This window comes from Pseudomonas sp. Bout1, assembly GCF_034314165.1.
Taxonomy (GTDB): domain Bacteria; phylum Pseudomonadota; class Gammaproteobacteria; order Pseudomonadales; family Pseudomonadaceae; genus Aquipseudomonas.
On record NZ_JAVIWK010000001.1, the window covers coordinates 1,077,601 to 1,092,248 of the forward strand.

Annotated in this window: 15 protein-coding genes; 8 read left to right on the forward strand and 7 right to left on the reverse strand. The window is 61.4% G+C overall.

Annotated features, from left to right (window positions below):
* Positions 1 to 8 precede the first annotated feature (8 nt).
* Both RGV33_RS04800 and RGV33_RS04805 read left to right on the forward strand, forming a co-directional pair.
* Complete coding sequence (locus RGV33_RS04800) at positions 9 to 194, forward strand: antitoxin (RefSeq protein ID WP_322143298.1); 186 nt, start codon at positions 9 to 11, stop codon at positions 192 to 194.
* Positions 195 to 315: 121 nt separating this feature from the next.
* Positions 316 to 804 (forward strand): phosphate-starvation-inducible protein PsiE, encoded by a 489-nt coding sequence (locus RGV33_RS04805; protein WP_322143299.1) that lies wholly within the window; start codon positions 316 to 318, stop codon positions 802 to 804.
* Here RGV33_RS04805 and RGV33_RS04810 read toward each other — a convergent pair.
* The 3 genes from RGV33_RS04810 to RGV33_RS04820 form a co-directional block, all read right to left on the reverse strand.
* The gene (locus RGV33_RS04810) at positions 801 to 1,118 is read right to left on the reverse strand and encodes a DUF3509 domain-containing protein (RefSeq protein ID WP_322143300.1); all 318 of its coding nucleotides are present in this window, start codon (positions 1,116 to 1,118) and stop codon (positions 801 to 803) included. The two genes, RGV33_RS04805 and RGV33_RS04810, sit on opposite strands and share 4 nt — an antisense overlap.
* Before the next feature lie 306 nt (positions 1,119 to 1,424).
* Positions 1,425 to 2,720 carry a serine/threonine transporter gene (locus RGV33_RS04815; RefSeq protein ID WP_322143301.1) on the reverse strand — a complete coding sequence of 432 codons (1,296 nt, stop codon included), beginning with the start codon at positions 2,718 to 2,720 and terminating at the stop codon, positions 1,425 to 1,427.
* Between the two features lie 60 nt (positions 2,721 to 2,780).
* The gene (locus tag RGV33_RS04820) at positions 2,781 to 4,157 is read right to left on the reverse strand and encodes an L-serine ammonia-lyase (protein WP_322143302.1); all 1,377 of its coding nucleotides are present in this window, start codon (positions 4,155 to 4,157) and stop codon (positions 2,781 to 2,783) included.
* A 137-nt stretch (positions 4,158 to 4,294) separates the two neighbouring features.
* Here RGV33_RS04820 and RGV33_RS04825 point away from each other — a divergent pair, with 137 nt between their 5' ends.
* Complete coding sequence (locus RGV33_RS04825; RefSeq protein ID WP_322143303.1) at positions 4,295 to 5,242, forward strand: LysR substrate-binding domain-containing protein; 948 nt, start codon at positions 4,295 to 4,297, stop codon at positions 5,240 to 5,242.
* Positions 5,243 to 5,453: 211 nt separating this feature from the next.
* Positions 5,454 to 5,864: an HPF/RaiA family ribosome-associated protein gene (locus RGV33_RS04830; RefSeq protein ID WP_322143304.1), complete on the forward strand. Its 411-nt coding sequence runs from the start codon at positions 5,454 to 5,456 to the stop codon at positions 5,862 to 5,864.
* Between the two features lie 65 nt (positions 5,865 to 5,929).
* On the opposite strand, the gene RGV33_RS04835 is transcribed toward RGV33_RS04830, so the two are convergent.
* The gene (locus RGV33_RS04835) at positions 5,930 to 7,438 is read right to left on the reverse strand and encodes an MFS transporter (RefSeq protein WP_322143305.1); all 1,509 of its coding nucleotides are present in this window, start codon (positions 7,436 to 7,438) and stop codon (positions 5,930 to 5,932) included.
* Between the two features lie 104 nt (positions 7,439 to 7,542).
* On the opposite strand from RGV33_RS04835, the gene RGV33_RS04840 reads away from it, so the two are divergent.
* Positions 7,543 to 8,415, forward strand: coding sequence for a LysR family transcriptional regulator (locus RGV33_RS04840; protein WP_322143306.1), 873 nt, complete (start codon positions 7,543 to 7,545; stop codon positions 8,413 to 8,415).
* Here the strand turns inward: RGV33_RS04840 and fecA are convergent, their stop codons facing one another.
* From fecA to RGV33_RS04855, 3 genes are all read right to left on the reverse strand, one after another.
* Positions 8,416 to 10,764, reverse strand: coding sequence for a TonB-dependent Fe(3+) dicitrate receptor FecA (gene fecA, locus RGV33_RS04845; protein WP_322143307.1), 2,349 nt, complete (start codon positions 10,762 to 10,764; stop codon positions 8,416 to 8,418).
* A 90-nt stretch (positions 10,765 to 10,854) separates the two neighbouring features.
* Positions 10,855 to 11,796 (reverse strand): FecR family protein, encoded by a 942-nt coding sequence (locus tag RGV33_RS04850; RefSeq protein ID WP_322143308.1) that lies wholly within the window; start codon positions 11,794 to 11,796, stop codon positions 10,855 to 10,857.
* Complete coding sequence (locus RGV33_RS04855) at positions 11,793 to 12,281, reverse strand: sigma-70 family RNA polymerase sigma factor (protein ID WP_322143309.1); 489 nt, start codon at positions 12,279 to 12,281, stop codon at positions 11,793 to 11,795. The genes RGV33_RS04850 and RGV33_RS04855 overlap by 4 nt, the downstream gene beginning before the upstream one ends.
* Before the next feature lie 159 nt (positions 12,282 to 12,440).
* Between RGV33_RS04855 and RGV33_RS04860 the strand changes: the two genes are divergently transcribed.
* From RGV33_RS04860 to RGV33_RS04870, 3 genes are read left to right on the forward strand one after another with little or no spacing between them, the layout of a single operon-like run.
* On the forward strand, positions 12,441 to 12,743 hold the full coding sequence (locus RGV33_RS04860; protein ID WP_322143310.1) for a DUF3649 domain-containing protein: 303 nt from the start codon (positions 12,441 to 12,443) through the stop codon (positions 12,741 to 12,743).
* Positions 12,740 to 14,314 carry a PepSY-associated TM helix domain-containing protein gene (locus RGV33_RS04865; protein ID WP_322143311.1) on the forward strand — a complete coding sequence of 525 codons (1,575 nt, stop codon included), beginning with the start codon at positions 12,740 to 12,742 and terminating at the stop codon, positions 14,312 to 14,314. The genes RGV33_RS04860 and RGV33_RS04865 overlap by 4 nt, the downstream gene beginning before the upstream one ends.
* Positions 14,315 to 14,641: a DUF3325 domain-containing protein gene (locus RGV33_RS04870; RefSeq protein WP_322143312.1), complete on the forward strand. Its 327-nt coding sequence runs from the start codon at positions 14,315 to 14,317 to the stop codon at positions 14,639 to 14,641.
* Positions 14,642 to 14,648: the final 7 nt, after the last annotated feature.

The following is a 14,648-nucleotide window of genomic DNA, read 5'->3' on the forward strand; positions in this document are numbered from 1 at the left end:
GAGCCACAATGAGTTTTCATGACGTTCCGGAATTGCCTGAAAGCGAAAGTTCTGCTGTTTCCTATGACCGGTGGTTCCGCACTAATGTACAGGTCGCCCTTGAAGACGCGAGATCAGGTATCCCCCATGATCAGGTCATGTCTGAGATAAAGGCGCTGGTAGATGTTAAGCGTTTAGCTCATAAACCCGATTGAAGTGCCTCATATCACCCCGCCACCATCTCACTCCCTGTTCCCTGGCCTTTTTTCTGCATGCAGAGAAACCGTCACGTCCAACCCGCATTATCCGGTCGAGCCGACCTAAGGAAGCATCATCGTGAAAATCAACTGGGCTGAAAACCTGCGCAAGACCGTGCACCAACTGGCCGAGTCCTTGGGAAATCTGTTCGTTGAGACGTTCCACTACCTGGCGCTGTTCGCCATCGGTGCGGTGACTGCCTATGCGGCGGTGATGGAGTTTTTGGGGATGCTGGAAACGGGGCACATCAAGATCGATGACATCTTGCTGCTGTTCATCTACCTGGAACTGGGGGCGATGGTCGGGATTTACTTCAAGACCAACCACATGCCGGTGCGCTTTCTGATCTACGTGGCGATCACCGCGCTGACCCGCCTGCTGATCTCCAACGTGTCCCACCACAACCCGCCCGATATCGGCATCATCTACCTGTGCGGTGGGATTCTGCTGTTGGCGTTTGCGATTCTGGTGGTGCGGTATGCGTCGTCGGCGTTTCCGTCGGTGAAGGTCCAAGGCCCGCCACGTAAAGACGAAGCGAACCTGGAAACAGAGAAGGGCGAGCTCTAAAACCCTGCGTTGAGCGGCGGCCTGCTGACCGGCGGCCGCTGCAGTACCTGATGGCTGTCCCCGTCGGTCATCACCGCCAATATCTCAATCGCGCTGTGGCCCTGCTCAATTGCAATCCCGAACTGCACACTCTGCACCAGCCGTTTCAGGCGCTGCGGGTCGTTGCGTTGTTCGGCGCTGATCATGCGTTTGGCCACGACGCCGTCTTCGTCGGACAGGGTCAGCATGATGCTGCCGTCCAGCCTCTGGATGCTTAAATTGATCCGGTATTTCGGGGCGAAGGTGTCGGTGATGATCTGAAAAGGATTGTCCATGGTGCGTTACCGCCTGATAAGAACATGCAGTCATTGACGACCGGTGTCGGGATTAGTTCGCGTTTCCTGACCACCGGCCATTCTCTCGCTGAGGTTTTCACAAGGTCCGTTTTCCTCAAGTGCTGTACAGCAAGGGGCGTGCCGTACAAGCGTTCAGCAATGCCTTGAATTAACTGTGGGAGCTGGCTTGCCTGCGATTGCGGAGGATCAGCCGGCATTTATACCCACTGATCCACCGCCATCGCGGGCAAGCCCGGCTCCCACAGGGTGCGGCGTTCACTCAAGTCGTGGTGGGTGTGTCCTGTTTCAGGGCATGACCGAAAAAACGATCGCAGACAGCGCAATCAAGCCGATCAACACCACAAACACGTTGGACGCCTGGCCTGAGTACTGGCGCAAAGCTGGCACTCGGCGGATGGCGTACATCGGCATCAGGAACAACAGGCAAGCGATGATCGGCCCGCCCAGGGTTTCGATCATGCCCAGGATGCTCGGGTTGAAGGTGGCCACGGCCCAGCAGGTCAGCACCATGAACAGCGCGGTGCAGCGCTCCAGCCACTTGGCCGACATGCTGCGGTTGCGCCCGCGCAGGGATTTGACGATCAGGCCCTGGAAGCCTTCGCTGGCGCCGATGTAGTGGCCCAGGAAGGATTTGGTGATTGCCACCAGCGCGATCAACGGCGCGGCGTAGGCGATGACCGGGGTCTGGAAGTGGTTCGCCAGGTACGACAGGATCGAGATGTTCTGGGCCTTGGCGGCAGCCAGGTCAGCCGGCGACAGGGCCAGCACGCAACTGAAGCAGAAGAACATCACCGTCAGCACCATCATGCTGTGGGCCATGGCCAGGATGCCGCTGCTTTTGCGCTCGGCCTGCGGGCCGTACACGCGTTTCTGATCGACCGCGAAAGCGGAGATGATCGGCGAGTGGTTGAAGGAAAACACCATCACCGGGATCGCCAGCCACAAGGTCTTGAAAAACGCCGGCAGGGGCATGCCTTCGCTGGCGGAGGCGAAGAAGGCGCCGTTCCAGTTGGGGATCAGGCTCACCGCCAACAGCAGCAGGGCGGCGACAAACGGGTACACCAGCACGCTCATGGCCTTGACGATCACGCCCTGGCCGCAACGCACGATGGCCATCAGGCCGAGGATCAGCACCAGCGACAAAATTGCCCGGGGCGGCGGGGCCATGTGCAGTTGGTGTTCCATAAAGCTGGTCAGGGTGTTGGTCAGCGCCACGCTGTACACCAGCAAAATCGGGAAGATCGCGAAGAAATACAGCAGGGTGATCAGCTTGCCCGCGCCGATGCCGAAGTGTTCTTCCACGACATCGGTGATGTCGCCGGATTTGCCCGACAACACAAAGCGTGTCAGCCCACGATGGGCGAAGAAGGTCATCGGGAAGGCCAGCAGCGCCAGCACGATCAACGGCCAGAAGCCGCCGACGCCGGCGTTGATCGGCAGGAACAGGGTGCCGGCACCAATGGCGGTGCCGTAGAGGCCGAGCATCCAGGTGGTGTCGTGTTTGTTCCAGCCGGTTGTTGCGGTGGTCGTGGTCAGGTCTACAGCGGGATTTTCGGCAGCAGGTGTACGTACATCGGTCATCGTTATTGCCTCGTTATTATTTTTGCGCGGGCTCACGTTGGGGCGGTCAGGGAATGCTCCTCAGCATTCCACCCAGCTAACGGCCAGGCCGCCCCGTGAAGTTTCTTTGTATTTGTCGTGCATGTCGGCGCCGGTGTCGCGCATGGTGCGGATCACCCGGTCCAGGGAGATGAAGTGCTTGCCGTCCCCGCGCAGGGCCATCTGCGTGGCGTTGATCGCCTTGACCGCAGCGATGGCGTTGCGCTCGATGCACGGCACCTGCACCAGCCCGCCGACTGGGTCGCAGGTCAGGCCGAGGTTATGTTCCAGGCCGATTTCGGCGGCGTTTTCCAGTTGTTCCGGGGACGCGCCGAGTATGTCGGCCAGGCCGGCTGCGGCCATGGCGCAGGCCGAGCCGACTTCGCCCTGGCAGCCGACTTCGGCGCCGGAGATTGAGGCGTTTTTCTTGCAGAGGATGCCGACGGCGGCAGCGGCCAGGAAGAAATTCACCACGTCATCGTCGGACGCGTCCGGGTTGAACTTCATGTAGTAGTGCAGTACGGCCGGGATGATCCCCGCCGCGCCATTGGTCGGTGCGGTGACCATCCGGCCCCCGGCGGCGTTTTCTTCGTTGACGGCAAGGGCGAACAGATTGACCCATTCCATGGCCGACAAGGTCGAGGTGATGACATTGGGTTTGCCGATTTCCAGCAGGCTGCGGTGCAATTTCGCCGCGCGCCGTGGCACATCCAGGCCGCCAGGCAAGATGCCTTCGTGGCGCAGGCCTTGTTCGACGCATTCGCGCATTACCGACCAGATATGCAGCAGGCCGCTGCGAATCTCGGCATCGCTGCGCCAGGCCCGTTCGTTGGCCATCATCAATTCGGAAACCCGCAGGCCGTGCTTGTTGCACAAGGCCAGCAGCTCGACGGCGCTGGAAAAGTCGTAAGGCAATTGCACGTCGCTGGTGGGCGCGATGCCAGATTCGGCTTCCGCCGCTTCGATGATGAAACCACCGCCCACCGAGTAGTACGTTTGCTCGCTCAACAGGCCGTTTTCGCCATACGCATGCAGGGACATGGCGTTGGGGTGGTAGGGCAGGCTTTCGTCCAGCAGCAGAAGGTCGTGTTGCCAGTTGAAGGCAATCGAGGTGCGGCCGCCGAGCAGCAATTGGCCGGACTCGCGCAGCTGTTGGATGCGTGGGCCGATGCTGGTGGGGTCGATGCTGTCGGGCCATTCGCCCATCAAGCCCATCACGCACGCACGGTCGGTGGCGTGACCGACGCCGGTAGCAGACAGCGATCCGTACAAACGCACTTCTACTCGACGGGTTTCGTCGAGCAATTGTTGGTCGGTCAGCGCCTGGACGAAGGTCGCCGCCGCCCGCATGGGGCCGACGGTATGGGAGCTGGAAGGGCCAATGCCTACCTTGAATAGATCGAAAACACTGATAGCCATGCTAAACCCTTACAAGCAATGGAGTAGGAATCGCTGCCATCTTTTGTAGGACAAGCGCAATTGGCGCGATACTGAGCCTCTGGATCGGCACTGACCAACGAATTATCCTAAGACACCCTTTAGCAGGACTAAACCCTATGGCTCGCCCGCTTCATGGCCAGACTTACGTCTGGCTGCACGTTTTTTCCTGCGCCGCACGGCATTTGTCGTTCACCCGCTGCGCCGAAGAACTGCACATCACCCCGGGCGCCGTCAGCCAGCAAATTCGCCAACTGGAGGAGCGTTTGGGCTTTCGACTGTTTCATCGGCGGGCCCGCGGGGTAGAGCTGAGTGCAGAAGGCCAGCGGCTGGCGATTACCGTGGGCGAGGCCTACGGCAGCATTGATGCCGAGTTGCAGCGCCTGGACGCGGGGATGATCAGCGGCACCTTGCGCCTGCGCTCGATCCCCTCGTTTCTTGGTAAATGGCTGACCCCACGCCTGCCGCGCTTGCAGCAGCGCTTCCCGGACATTCAACTGCGCATGGTCGCCGAAGACAGCAGCATTGCCCTGCACGAGGGCGACTTCGACCTGGCCATCGACCTGAACGACGGCAGCTATCCGGGATTGTTATCCACAGCCCTGTTGGACGAGCAGATCTTCCCGGTGTGCGCGCCCAGCCTGCTGCGCGGGCGACCGCCACTGCATGGCCCCGCCGACCTGGTGCACTTCCCGTTGCTGCACGACATTACCGCCTGGCGTGGGAGTTATGAGTACGCGGAGTGGGAGTTCTACCTGAATGCCATCGGCTATGACGCTGCGGACGTACGGCGCGGGCATACCTTCAACCGCAACCACCTGACTATCGAAGCGGCGATCGCCGGCATGGGCGTGGCGATTGCCCGGCGAACCTTGCTTAACGATGAGTTGGAGCGGGGCACGTTGATCGTGCCGTTTGGCCTCGCCGTGCCCAATCACAAACGCTACGTGTTGCTGTATGCGCCGGGCGCGTTGAACCATCCGGGCGTGCGGGCGGTGCATGACTGGCTGGTGGAGGAAGCGAGGATTTTTCGCGGATTGCACCCGTTGGGAGAGGGGCAATTGTAGGGAAAGTGGTCGTAAGAAGATGTAACCAACTCCCCACCCTAACAGCGCTTTTGCTCGTTGTCAGACTTAATTTGTAATGTGGGATTTATCTTTGCAAAGGGCTTGAAATGTTCTTCTGTCTGCTCAATTGTGTAATCAGGAGGTCATGGTTTTCACCCATCCGGTGAAGCAGGAATGGCCTTCCGCGAGCTAGCTGAAATAAGGGAAAACTATGCAAATCCAAGTCAATAGCGATAACCATATTGAAAGCAGCATCCGACTGGAGGAGTGGGTACGTACCACCATTGAGAGCACGCTCGAACGTTATGAAGAAGACCTGACCCGCGTCGAGGTTTACCTGCGGGACGAGAACGGTGACAAGCCCGGTCCCCACGATCTGAGTTGCCGACTGGAAGCACGGCCAAAGGGCCATCAACCGCTTTCGGTCATTCATAAAGCCGACACCCTGGAGCAAGCGATAGACGGGGCGGCCACCAAGCTGGAGCATGCGCTGGATCATCTGTTCGGCAAGCTGCAAGGCAAGCCCCGGGCGGCAGGTAAAAACACCCCTGACCGCAAAATCGATGAAGACGGTCTTGAAGCGGAATTCCTGGAAAACGAACAGGCCGCGCTTAACAGCTGATAGCTGAGAGTTTTAACCCCACTGAAAACGGGCCTGCACTTGCAGGCCCGTTTTCGTTTAAAGCCTCAGTGCGGGCTGCGTTTGAAGAAACAGGCGCTCAATACAGCCAGTGTGCACGCGCCCAAACCCGCATACAGCATGGCCCAACCGGCGCCGTTGCGCAGCGCGGCCTGGGCAATCATCTGGCCCTGCGGCAACACCTCCAGCTTGCCGGTGGCGATGGCCTGGCTGAGGGTGGCCAACTGTGCCGTGTCGGGCAATGCGCCCGCCAGGGAGTGAGCGATCCCGAGTATCAGTACCAACCCCATCAACGCGATGTTGAGTGCCAGGGTGATCAGCCGTGCGCTGAAGTCGATGCCCGAGGCCATTCCCGCCCGGTCAGGCGAGACCGCGCCGGTGGTGGTGTTGGTGGTGGGCGAGTTGGTCAGCGCCAATCCGCTGCCGGCAATCCCACAGGCGATCAGGATCAATACCACGCTGGGCTGGGTGCTATGGTTGGTCGCCGCCATGACGATAAACCCCGTGCCCATCAGGCCCAGGCCCAACGGGATGATACGTTCGGCGCCATAGCGCAGGGCCAGGCGTTCAGCCAGCGGCGGTACCACCAGCGTGGGCAAGGTATAGGCCAGCAGGGCGAGCCCGGTAAGCATCGTGTCGTAGCCAAGGCCAGCCTGGAAATACAACGGCAGGTAGATCATGAAGGGCCAGAAGCTGAAGTTCATGCCGATCGAACCCATCAACGCACCGTTGAAGCGCGGGATGCGAAACACCGAGAAATCGAACATCGGGTGCGTGCTGCGCCGCTCAATAAATACGAACAGCAGCAGGCCCGCCACCGACAATCCGGCCCAACCGAGCATGGCCGGTGTCGCAAAGCCGCTCTCGGTGCCCTGGGTGATGAAGTAGACCAGGGCAAATACCGCGAGGGTCAGGGTGATCATGCCGGCGATGTCGAGGTGATGGGCCGCCGGGTCGCGGGATTCCTGCACGCTGATGCGCAGCAATACCAGGGTGAGCAAGGTCAGCGGGACATGTACCAGGAACACCCAGCGCCAATCGGCGACCGCCAGGATCAACGCGCCCACCATCGGCCCGAAGCCCAGGCCCACGCCGGCGATCACGCCCCACACTGCAAACGCCCGCGCCCGTGCTGCCGGCTCGCGGAACTGGTGCGAAAGGATCGCGAACTGGCAGATCATCATCGCCCCGGCCCCCACGCCCTGGACAAAACGCGCGGTGATTAGCGTGGACGCGTCGCTGGCCAACCCGCAGGCCAATGAAGCCAGCCCGAATACCCACAGGCACAGCACCAGCATGCGTCGCCGGCCAAAGCGATCGGCCAAGGTGCCCGCCGCCATCAGCACGCTGGTGCAGGCCAGGGTGTAGGCATTCATGATCCATTGGGCATCCTGGAAGCCGGTGCCCAGTTTCTGTTCAAGGGTGGGCAGGATGACCGGCACGCTGGAAATCTCCAGCCCGAACATCAGCGCCACCAGGCACACGGCGGTGAGCGCCAGGCCATCTCTGGCGGTACGCGGCGGGCTTAAGGCGGATGCAACGGCGTCGGATGACATGACCTCTTCCTTTCGATGGGGGAAGGTGTCATTTTCACGGGAACAGGATTCTTTATTAGCGATACTTCTTCCTTCGCTACGGGAATAAAAGGCGACAAACGACGATGGCTACTCCGCGTTTTGATGGTGTTGAACTGTTTCTACAGATCGTCGAGAGCGGCAATCTGACCGAAGCCGCCGAACGGCTGAATCTCACGCGCTCGGCGGTGGGCAAAGGCCTGGCGCGCTTGGAGGCACGGCTGGGAACGTCTTTGTTGCAGCGCTCCACTCGGCGCCAGCGTTTGACCGAAGACGGGCAGGCCTATTACGAGCATTGCCTGCGTGCGCTGGCGGAGTTGGAAGCCGCCGAATCCGTGCTGGAAAGTGGCCGCCAGCAGCCACGTGGACGGTTAAGGGCCAGCTTGCCTCTGGCGTTCGGCCATCACTATGCGGCGCCTGCGCTGTGGGGGCTGATGGACCAATTTGCGCAATTGGAGGTGGAGATTTCGTTCTCCGACCGGCTGATCGACCTGGCCCAGGAAGGCTTCGACCTGGCGGTACGCATCGGCGCATTGCCCGACACCGACCGCCTGAGTGCACGCCGCCTGGGCGAACAAGCCATCGCCCTGGCGGCTTCACCCGCATACTTGCAGCGCACCCGTCGAATCGAATCCATCACCGACCTTGCCGGCCATCGCGGCATTGCCTACCGCAGCAATGCCCCGCAGCGGGCGCGGGTGGCCTCACCCTTGATACTCGATGACCTGCAAGCGGTGGCCGACGCCGCCATTGCCGGGGTCGGCCTGGCCTGGTTGCCCAGTTGGCTGATCGCCCACTATGTACTGCGCGGGCAATTGCAGGCGGTACTGCCGGGCCACCGCGAGCAGCCGATGCCGATCCATGTCATCTGGCCCACGGCGACGCACATGCCGGCCAAGACCCGGTGTGCCATTGACGCGCTGGTGGCCGGCACGCCTTCGTGCCTGGCGGGCAGTTGATCAGAACGCGATAGACGTCTGCACATACAGCGTGCGCGGTTCGCCGACGTATTTGCCCTTGTTGTTGTCGTCAAACGAGCGGGTGTAGTACTGCTTGTTGAAGATGTTTTTCACCCCCACCGCCACGTTCAAATCCGACAGCTGCGGGCCAAAGTCATACGCCGCGCGGCTGCTGAACAGCATGTAGCCGGGGATGCGTCCGGTGCTGCCGTCGGCACTTTCGGCCTGGGTGTTGGCGTTGTCGGCGAACTGGCTGCTCTGGTAGCTGCTGTCCACGTTCAACTTCCAGCGGCCTTCGGTGTAACCCACGCCCAGGGTGCCCTTGTGCTTGGAGGAGAAGGGCACGCGGTTGCCTTTGTTCGGGCCGTCCTCGCGGATGGTGGCGTCGACGTAGGCGTAGGTCGCGTACACATCAAAACCTGCGAGCGCCGGGCTCAAGCCGTCGAGGGCATAGTTGATGCTCGACTCGATACCCTGGTGCCGCGTTTCGCCACGGGCGATCACCGTGTCGTTGGTCTGGTTGCTGTCGTACTGGTTGTCGAAGTTGATCAGGAACGCGCCGATCTCGGCCCGCAGGGTTCCGTTGTCGTAACGGGTGCCGAGTTCCCAGGTGCGGGCTTTTTCCGGTTTCACTTCGCCGCTGGTCACGCGGTTGGGCATCTGGCTGTACTGCACGCTGCCGAACGAACCTTCGGTGTTGGCGTACAGGTTCCAGTCGTCAGTCAGGTGGTAGAGCACGTTCAGCGCCGGCAGGGCGGTGTTGTAGTCACCCTTGTATTTGACGTTGCTGAGGTTGTTGGTTTGCTGGGACTCGATCATTTCGTAGCGCACGCCCGGGGTGATGGTCCATTTGCCGATATCAATCCGATCATCGACGAAGAACGCATTGGCCTCGGTGCTGCCCCGGGTATCACGGTCGTTGCGGCTGTCGGTGGTGGGCAGTTGCTGGTTGGCGGCAATCGGCGTGCGGTAGCGCATTTCGTGGCCGGCTTCGTTGATGTAGCGATAGCCCACGCCGACTTCGTGGCTGGTGGGGCCGAGGTCGAAGCCTTGGGCGAAGCGGGTTTCCAGGCCGCGTACCCAGTACTCGCGTGGCGACAGGGAAAGGAAGTTGCCCTGATCGAGGTAACCGCTGCGCAGGGTGGTGGTGAAGAAGCTGTTGACGGTGAATTCCCGGCGATCTTCCTGGTAGCGGTAGCCGGCGTTGAACATCGTGCGCCGGCCCCAGAACTGGTCGTAGGGGCGGGTGGACTGGTACGGGTCGGCCTTGTAGGCCGCGCTGCTCAAGCCGCCGGGCATATCGGCCTTGCCTTCGTAGTACTGCGCCATGGCGTTGAAGCTGTTGGCGTCGTCCAGTTGGTATTTGCCCTTGAGGATCAGGTCGTCGATGCGCGTGTCGCTGTTTTCGCGCCAGTCACCGCCACGGGTGCCGGAATACAGGATCGCACCGCCCAGGCCGTTGTCCGCGGTGCCGCCGGCGAGCAGGTTGCCGGTGGTCTTGAAGCCATCGTGGCTGGAAGACGGGCTGGTTTCGGTCTGCAAGCCGCCTTTCACCGTGGGCGCGTCGGGAATCGCACGGGTGACGAAGTTGACGATGCCGCCGACGTTCTGCGGGCCATAACGCACCGCGCCGCCGCCACGTACTACGTCCACCGCGTCCATGTTGCCCATGCTGATGGGCGCAAACGACAGCTGCGGCTGACCATACGGCGCGAAAGGTACCGGGATGCCGTCCATCAACACCGTGGAGCGCGAGGCCAGGCGTGGATTAAGCCCGCGAATGCCGAAGTTCAGCGCCATGTCGTGGCTGCCGGTGCCGTTGTTTTCGGGGGCGTTGACCCCGGGAATGCGGTTGAGCACATCGCGGGCCTGGGTGGCGCCCTGGCGTTCGAATTCTTCGCGGCGGATCACGTCCCGTGCGCCCGGGTGTTCGAACACGTTGGTTTGTGCGGCATCGCCCAGCCAGTCGCCGACCACATTGGAGGTGCCCAGCTCAAGGGATGCCGGAGCAACGTTCGCCGGTTGCAGGCTAAAGGCATTGTTGCCCTCGGCACGGGCTTGCAGGCCGGTGCCTTTGAGCAAGGCATTCAAGCCTTCTTCAGCGGTGTAGTTGCCCGACAGGCCATGGCTTTGCACGCCGGCGGTCACGTCCGAGCCAAACGAAATCAGCACACCGGCCTCACGGCCAAATTGGTTCAACGCCGCTTCCAGCGACGTGGGGGCAATGCGGTAGGGCTTGGAGTCGGCCGCCATCACGTAGGGCACGGCGCTGAAACTGAGGCTGGCCCCCAGCAACAAGTGGCGCAGGGTGCGGGCGAGGGGCGTCAGGCGAGTCGGTTGCTGGGGCATGAAGTGCGGTCCTGAGAAGGAAGGATCAAGGTGGCTTTCCTTCTCTGTCACGCGAGGGGTGGAAAACGGCTCACGGGGTTTGAAAATAATTCAGGCGCGGGCTTCAACCGTCACCCAGTAACGGGTAAACCGCCGAACCTTGACCGGCAGGCTGACTTGCAGCAGGTCCAGGATTCGCTCGCTGTCGTCCAGCGGGTAGCTGCCGGAGATCAGCAGGTTGGCCACCTGCGGGTCACAGTTGAGTTGGCCACGGCGATAACGGCTCAGTTCGGCGAGGAAATCTTCCAGGCGCATGTGGGCTGCCACCAGCATGCCGTCTGCCCAGGCACCGCTGCCGGCGTCGGTGGGGCGGGCAGTGTCCCAGCCTTTGCGGGTGAAGTTGATTTGGCGGGCGTTCTCGACGGTCAGCGGCAAGCCGTCGTACGTGTTGGGCTTTATGTCGACGTGCCCGTCAAACACCGCCAATTGCGTGTGATCGTTGAATTGGCGCACGTTCAGCCGTGCCGCCTGGGCACTGAGCAAGCCTTGCGCGGTGACGATGTGCAGCGGGGCGTTGCCGGGTTTGGCGGTCAGCAGGATTTCGCCTTCGAGCAGGCGGATCAACCGTTGTTGGCCATTAAAATGCACATCCACCGCACTGCCGGTGTTGAGCTGCAATTGGCTGCCATCGGCCAACTGGACCTTGCGCCGCTGGCCAATGGGGCTGCGATAGTCGGCGGTCAGCGGTGGCAAAACATGTTGCTGGCGCAAACCCCAGGCCACAGCCGAACCGGCGCCGAGTATCAGCAGCAGCTTCAAGGCCTGGCGGCGACTGTTGGATTTCGGGGCATTCAACGCCGCGTGGGCCAGCGGCGATGGCATGCCGTGCAACCGCTGGTTCACTCGCTGGATTTGTTCCCAGGCCCGCTGATGTTCGCTGTGGGCGTCCAGCCATTGTTGCCAGGCCGCCTGTTTGCGCGGGTTGAGCGGGCCCTGCTGCATTTCCATCAGCCAGTGCACCGCTTGTTCGGCAACCTGCGTTGAGAAACTCATAGGGCGAAGTAGCAGCGCATCGCCGCTTTATTCAGGTGGCGCTTGACCGTGGCGATGGAGATGCCCAGTTCTGCGCCGATTTGCGCGTAGGTCAGGCCGTCGAGTTGGGACAGCAGGAACGCGCGTTTAACCAGGGGCGCCAGGCCATCCAGCAATTGGTCCAGCTCCATCAGGGTTTGCAGGATGATTGCCCGCTCTTCTTCCGACGGCGCCACGTGCTCAGGCATTTGCGCCAGGGCGTCGAGGTAGGCGCGTTCCAGGTCCTGGCGGCGGTAGTGGTTGAACAACACGCGCTTGGCGATGGTGGTGAGGAAGGCGCGCGGTTCGATCAGCGTCGGGGTTTCCCGTGCGGTGAGCACGCGGATGAAGGTGTCCTGGGCCAGGTCCGCGGCGCTTTCCGGGCAGCCGAGCTTGCGTCGCAACCAGCCGGTAAGCCAGTAGTGATGGTCGTGGTACAGGACTTCGACGGTGTTGGACGGCTGCAACGCGAACACTCCGGCAGCATGCGCATGCTTTAGAGAACAAGAATTGTTCGCATTGTAGGGCGCGCAAGCAGGTTCGGCAATTGCCATGGAGACGTTCTCTTTTGCTTATGAGAATATTTATCATTAATATTGCGCGCTGACGAACCTGGCGCCCTGTGCATGAAACGCAAAACCTCACTTCCCGTTGCTTACCGTGTTGCCGTGACCTCGCGAGTGCTGGCGGCTGTGGTCGGCGGCTACTTGCTGGCATCCCTGGCCAGCGTGTGCATGACGCTGTGGCTGCCTATCAGCCGCGCCGATGCGGTGATCAGCGGCATGCTGAGTTCGTTTGTGTTTTATCTGTTGGCGGTGATCTGGTGTTTTGCCTGCCGTACAGCCTGGCGCGCCTGGTTTGGCGTGTTGCTGCCCAGCGCAGTCCTGGCCACGTTCGCCGGTTTGGCGTACTGGATGGCGCGCACATGAAAGAGGGCTTTCGGCAGGCCATGGCCTGGCTGCACACCTGGGCCGGGTTGATCTTTGGCTGGTTGCTGTTTGCGATTTTCCTGACGGGCACCTTGGCGTATTTCAAGGACGAAATTACCCACTGGATGCAGCCTGAAGTTCAGTCTTACCCTCTCGATGATGCGCGTAGCCTGGCCGCCGCCCAAACGTATTTGCAGCAACAGGCGCCCAACGCAGCGCGCTGGTTTATCAACGTGCCCAGCCCGCGTGAACCCGGCCTGTCGGTGATGTGGCAAGACAAGGTCGACCCTGGCAAGCGCGGCAACTTCGTCGAAAAACTCCTCGACCCGGTCACCGGCAGCGAGGTCCACGCGCGGGAAAGCATGGGCGGTGAGTTCTTTTATCGTTTCCACTTCCAGCTGCAAATGCCGTATCCGTGGGGCCGCTGGCTGTCGACGATTGCGGCAATGGTGATGTTTGTGGCGTTGATCACCGGGATCATCACCCACAAGAAAATCTTCAAGGACTTCTTCACCTTCCGCCCGCGCAAGGGCCAGCGTTCCTGGCTAGACGGGCATAACGCCGTGGCCGTGCTGGTGTTGCCATTCCACCTGATGATCACCTACAGCAGCCTGGTGATTTTCATGAGCATGGTGATGCCGGCGAGCATCCTCGCCTCTTATGGCAACGACACCCGTGCATTCTTCAATGATGTGTTCCCGGCCACCGACAATGCGCCGGCCCTTGGCCAGCCGGGGCAGTTGTTGCCGCTGGGGCCCATGTATGAGCAGGCGCGCGAGCAATGGGCCGGTGGGCATGTCGGACGGCTGGTGGTGAATAACCCAGGTGATGTGAACGCCTCGGTCAATGTGTTCCGCGCCGGCTCGGATCGCGTGGTGCATGACGTTGGCAGCACCGTCTCCTTCAACGGCACCACCGGCGAACTGCTGCGCGTCAGCGGCGAGCAATCACTGCCGGCGGCCATTGGCGGCAGCTTCTACGGTTTGCACATGGGGCACTTCGCCGGGCCGGTGTTGCGCTGGCTGTATTTCATCTGCGGCCTCGCGGGCACCGCGATGATCGGCACCGGGCTGGTGATGTGGCTGGGCAAACGTCAGCTCAAACACGTCAAAAGTGGCGTGATGCCGTTTGAACTGCGGCTGGTGGAAGTGTTGAACATCGCCAGCATGTCCGGCTTGATAATCGCCATCGCCGTATTCTTCTGGGCCAACCGGGTGTTGCCGGCAAGCGTTGCCGGGCGTTCGGACTGGGAAGTAAACGCTTTCTTCATCGCCTGGGGCTTGAGCGTTTTACACGCAATCGTGCGCCAGGGCCGACGCGGTTGGGTCGAGCAACTGAGCGTGGGCGCGTTGCTGTTTATCGGCGTGCCGGTACTCAATGCGTTGACCACTTCGCAGCACTTGGGTGTGTCCCTGGCCCGCGGCGATTGGGCCATGGCCGGCTTCGACCTGACTTGCCTGTGCAGCGGCGGGTTCCTCGCCTGGGCTGCCTGGAAAATGCAGCACCGCCGCGTTACCCAGCCCAAGGCCGAACGCGCCCGGCCGCTGGCCCTCAAGGGCGAGGTGAACTGAATGCTTCTCGCGCTGCTGCTGTGTTACGCAGGGTTTACTGCGTTGTGCCTGTCCATGGACAGGCACCATGGCGAACTGCTGCGCAGTAAACCTTCACCTCGTCGGCGCCTGGGTTTACGTGTGGGCGGTTGGCTGTTGCTGATCGTCTCGATCTGGCCGGCGGTGCTCGCGACCGGTTGGGGCCAGGGGTTGGTGGAGTGGTGCGCGGTACTGATGCTCAGCGGGTTACTGCTGGTGTTGCTGTTGCCGTATCGGCCAAGGCTGGCCTTGATCCTGGCAGGCGTCGGCCTGCTGGCCAGTCCGGTTGCGGCCTTCGTGACCCTTTGAGTCCACA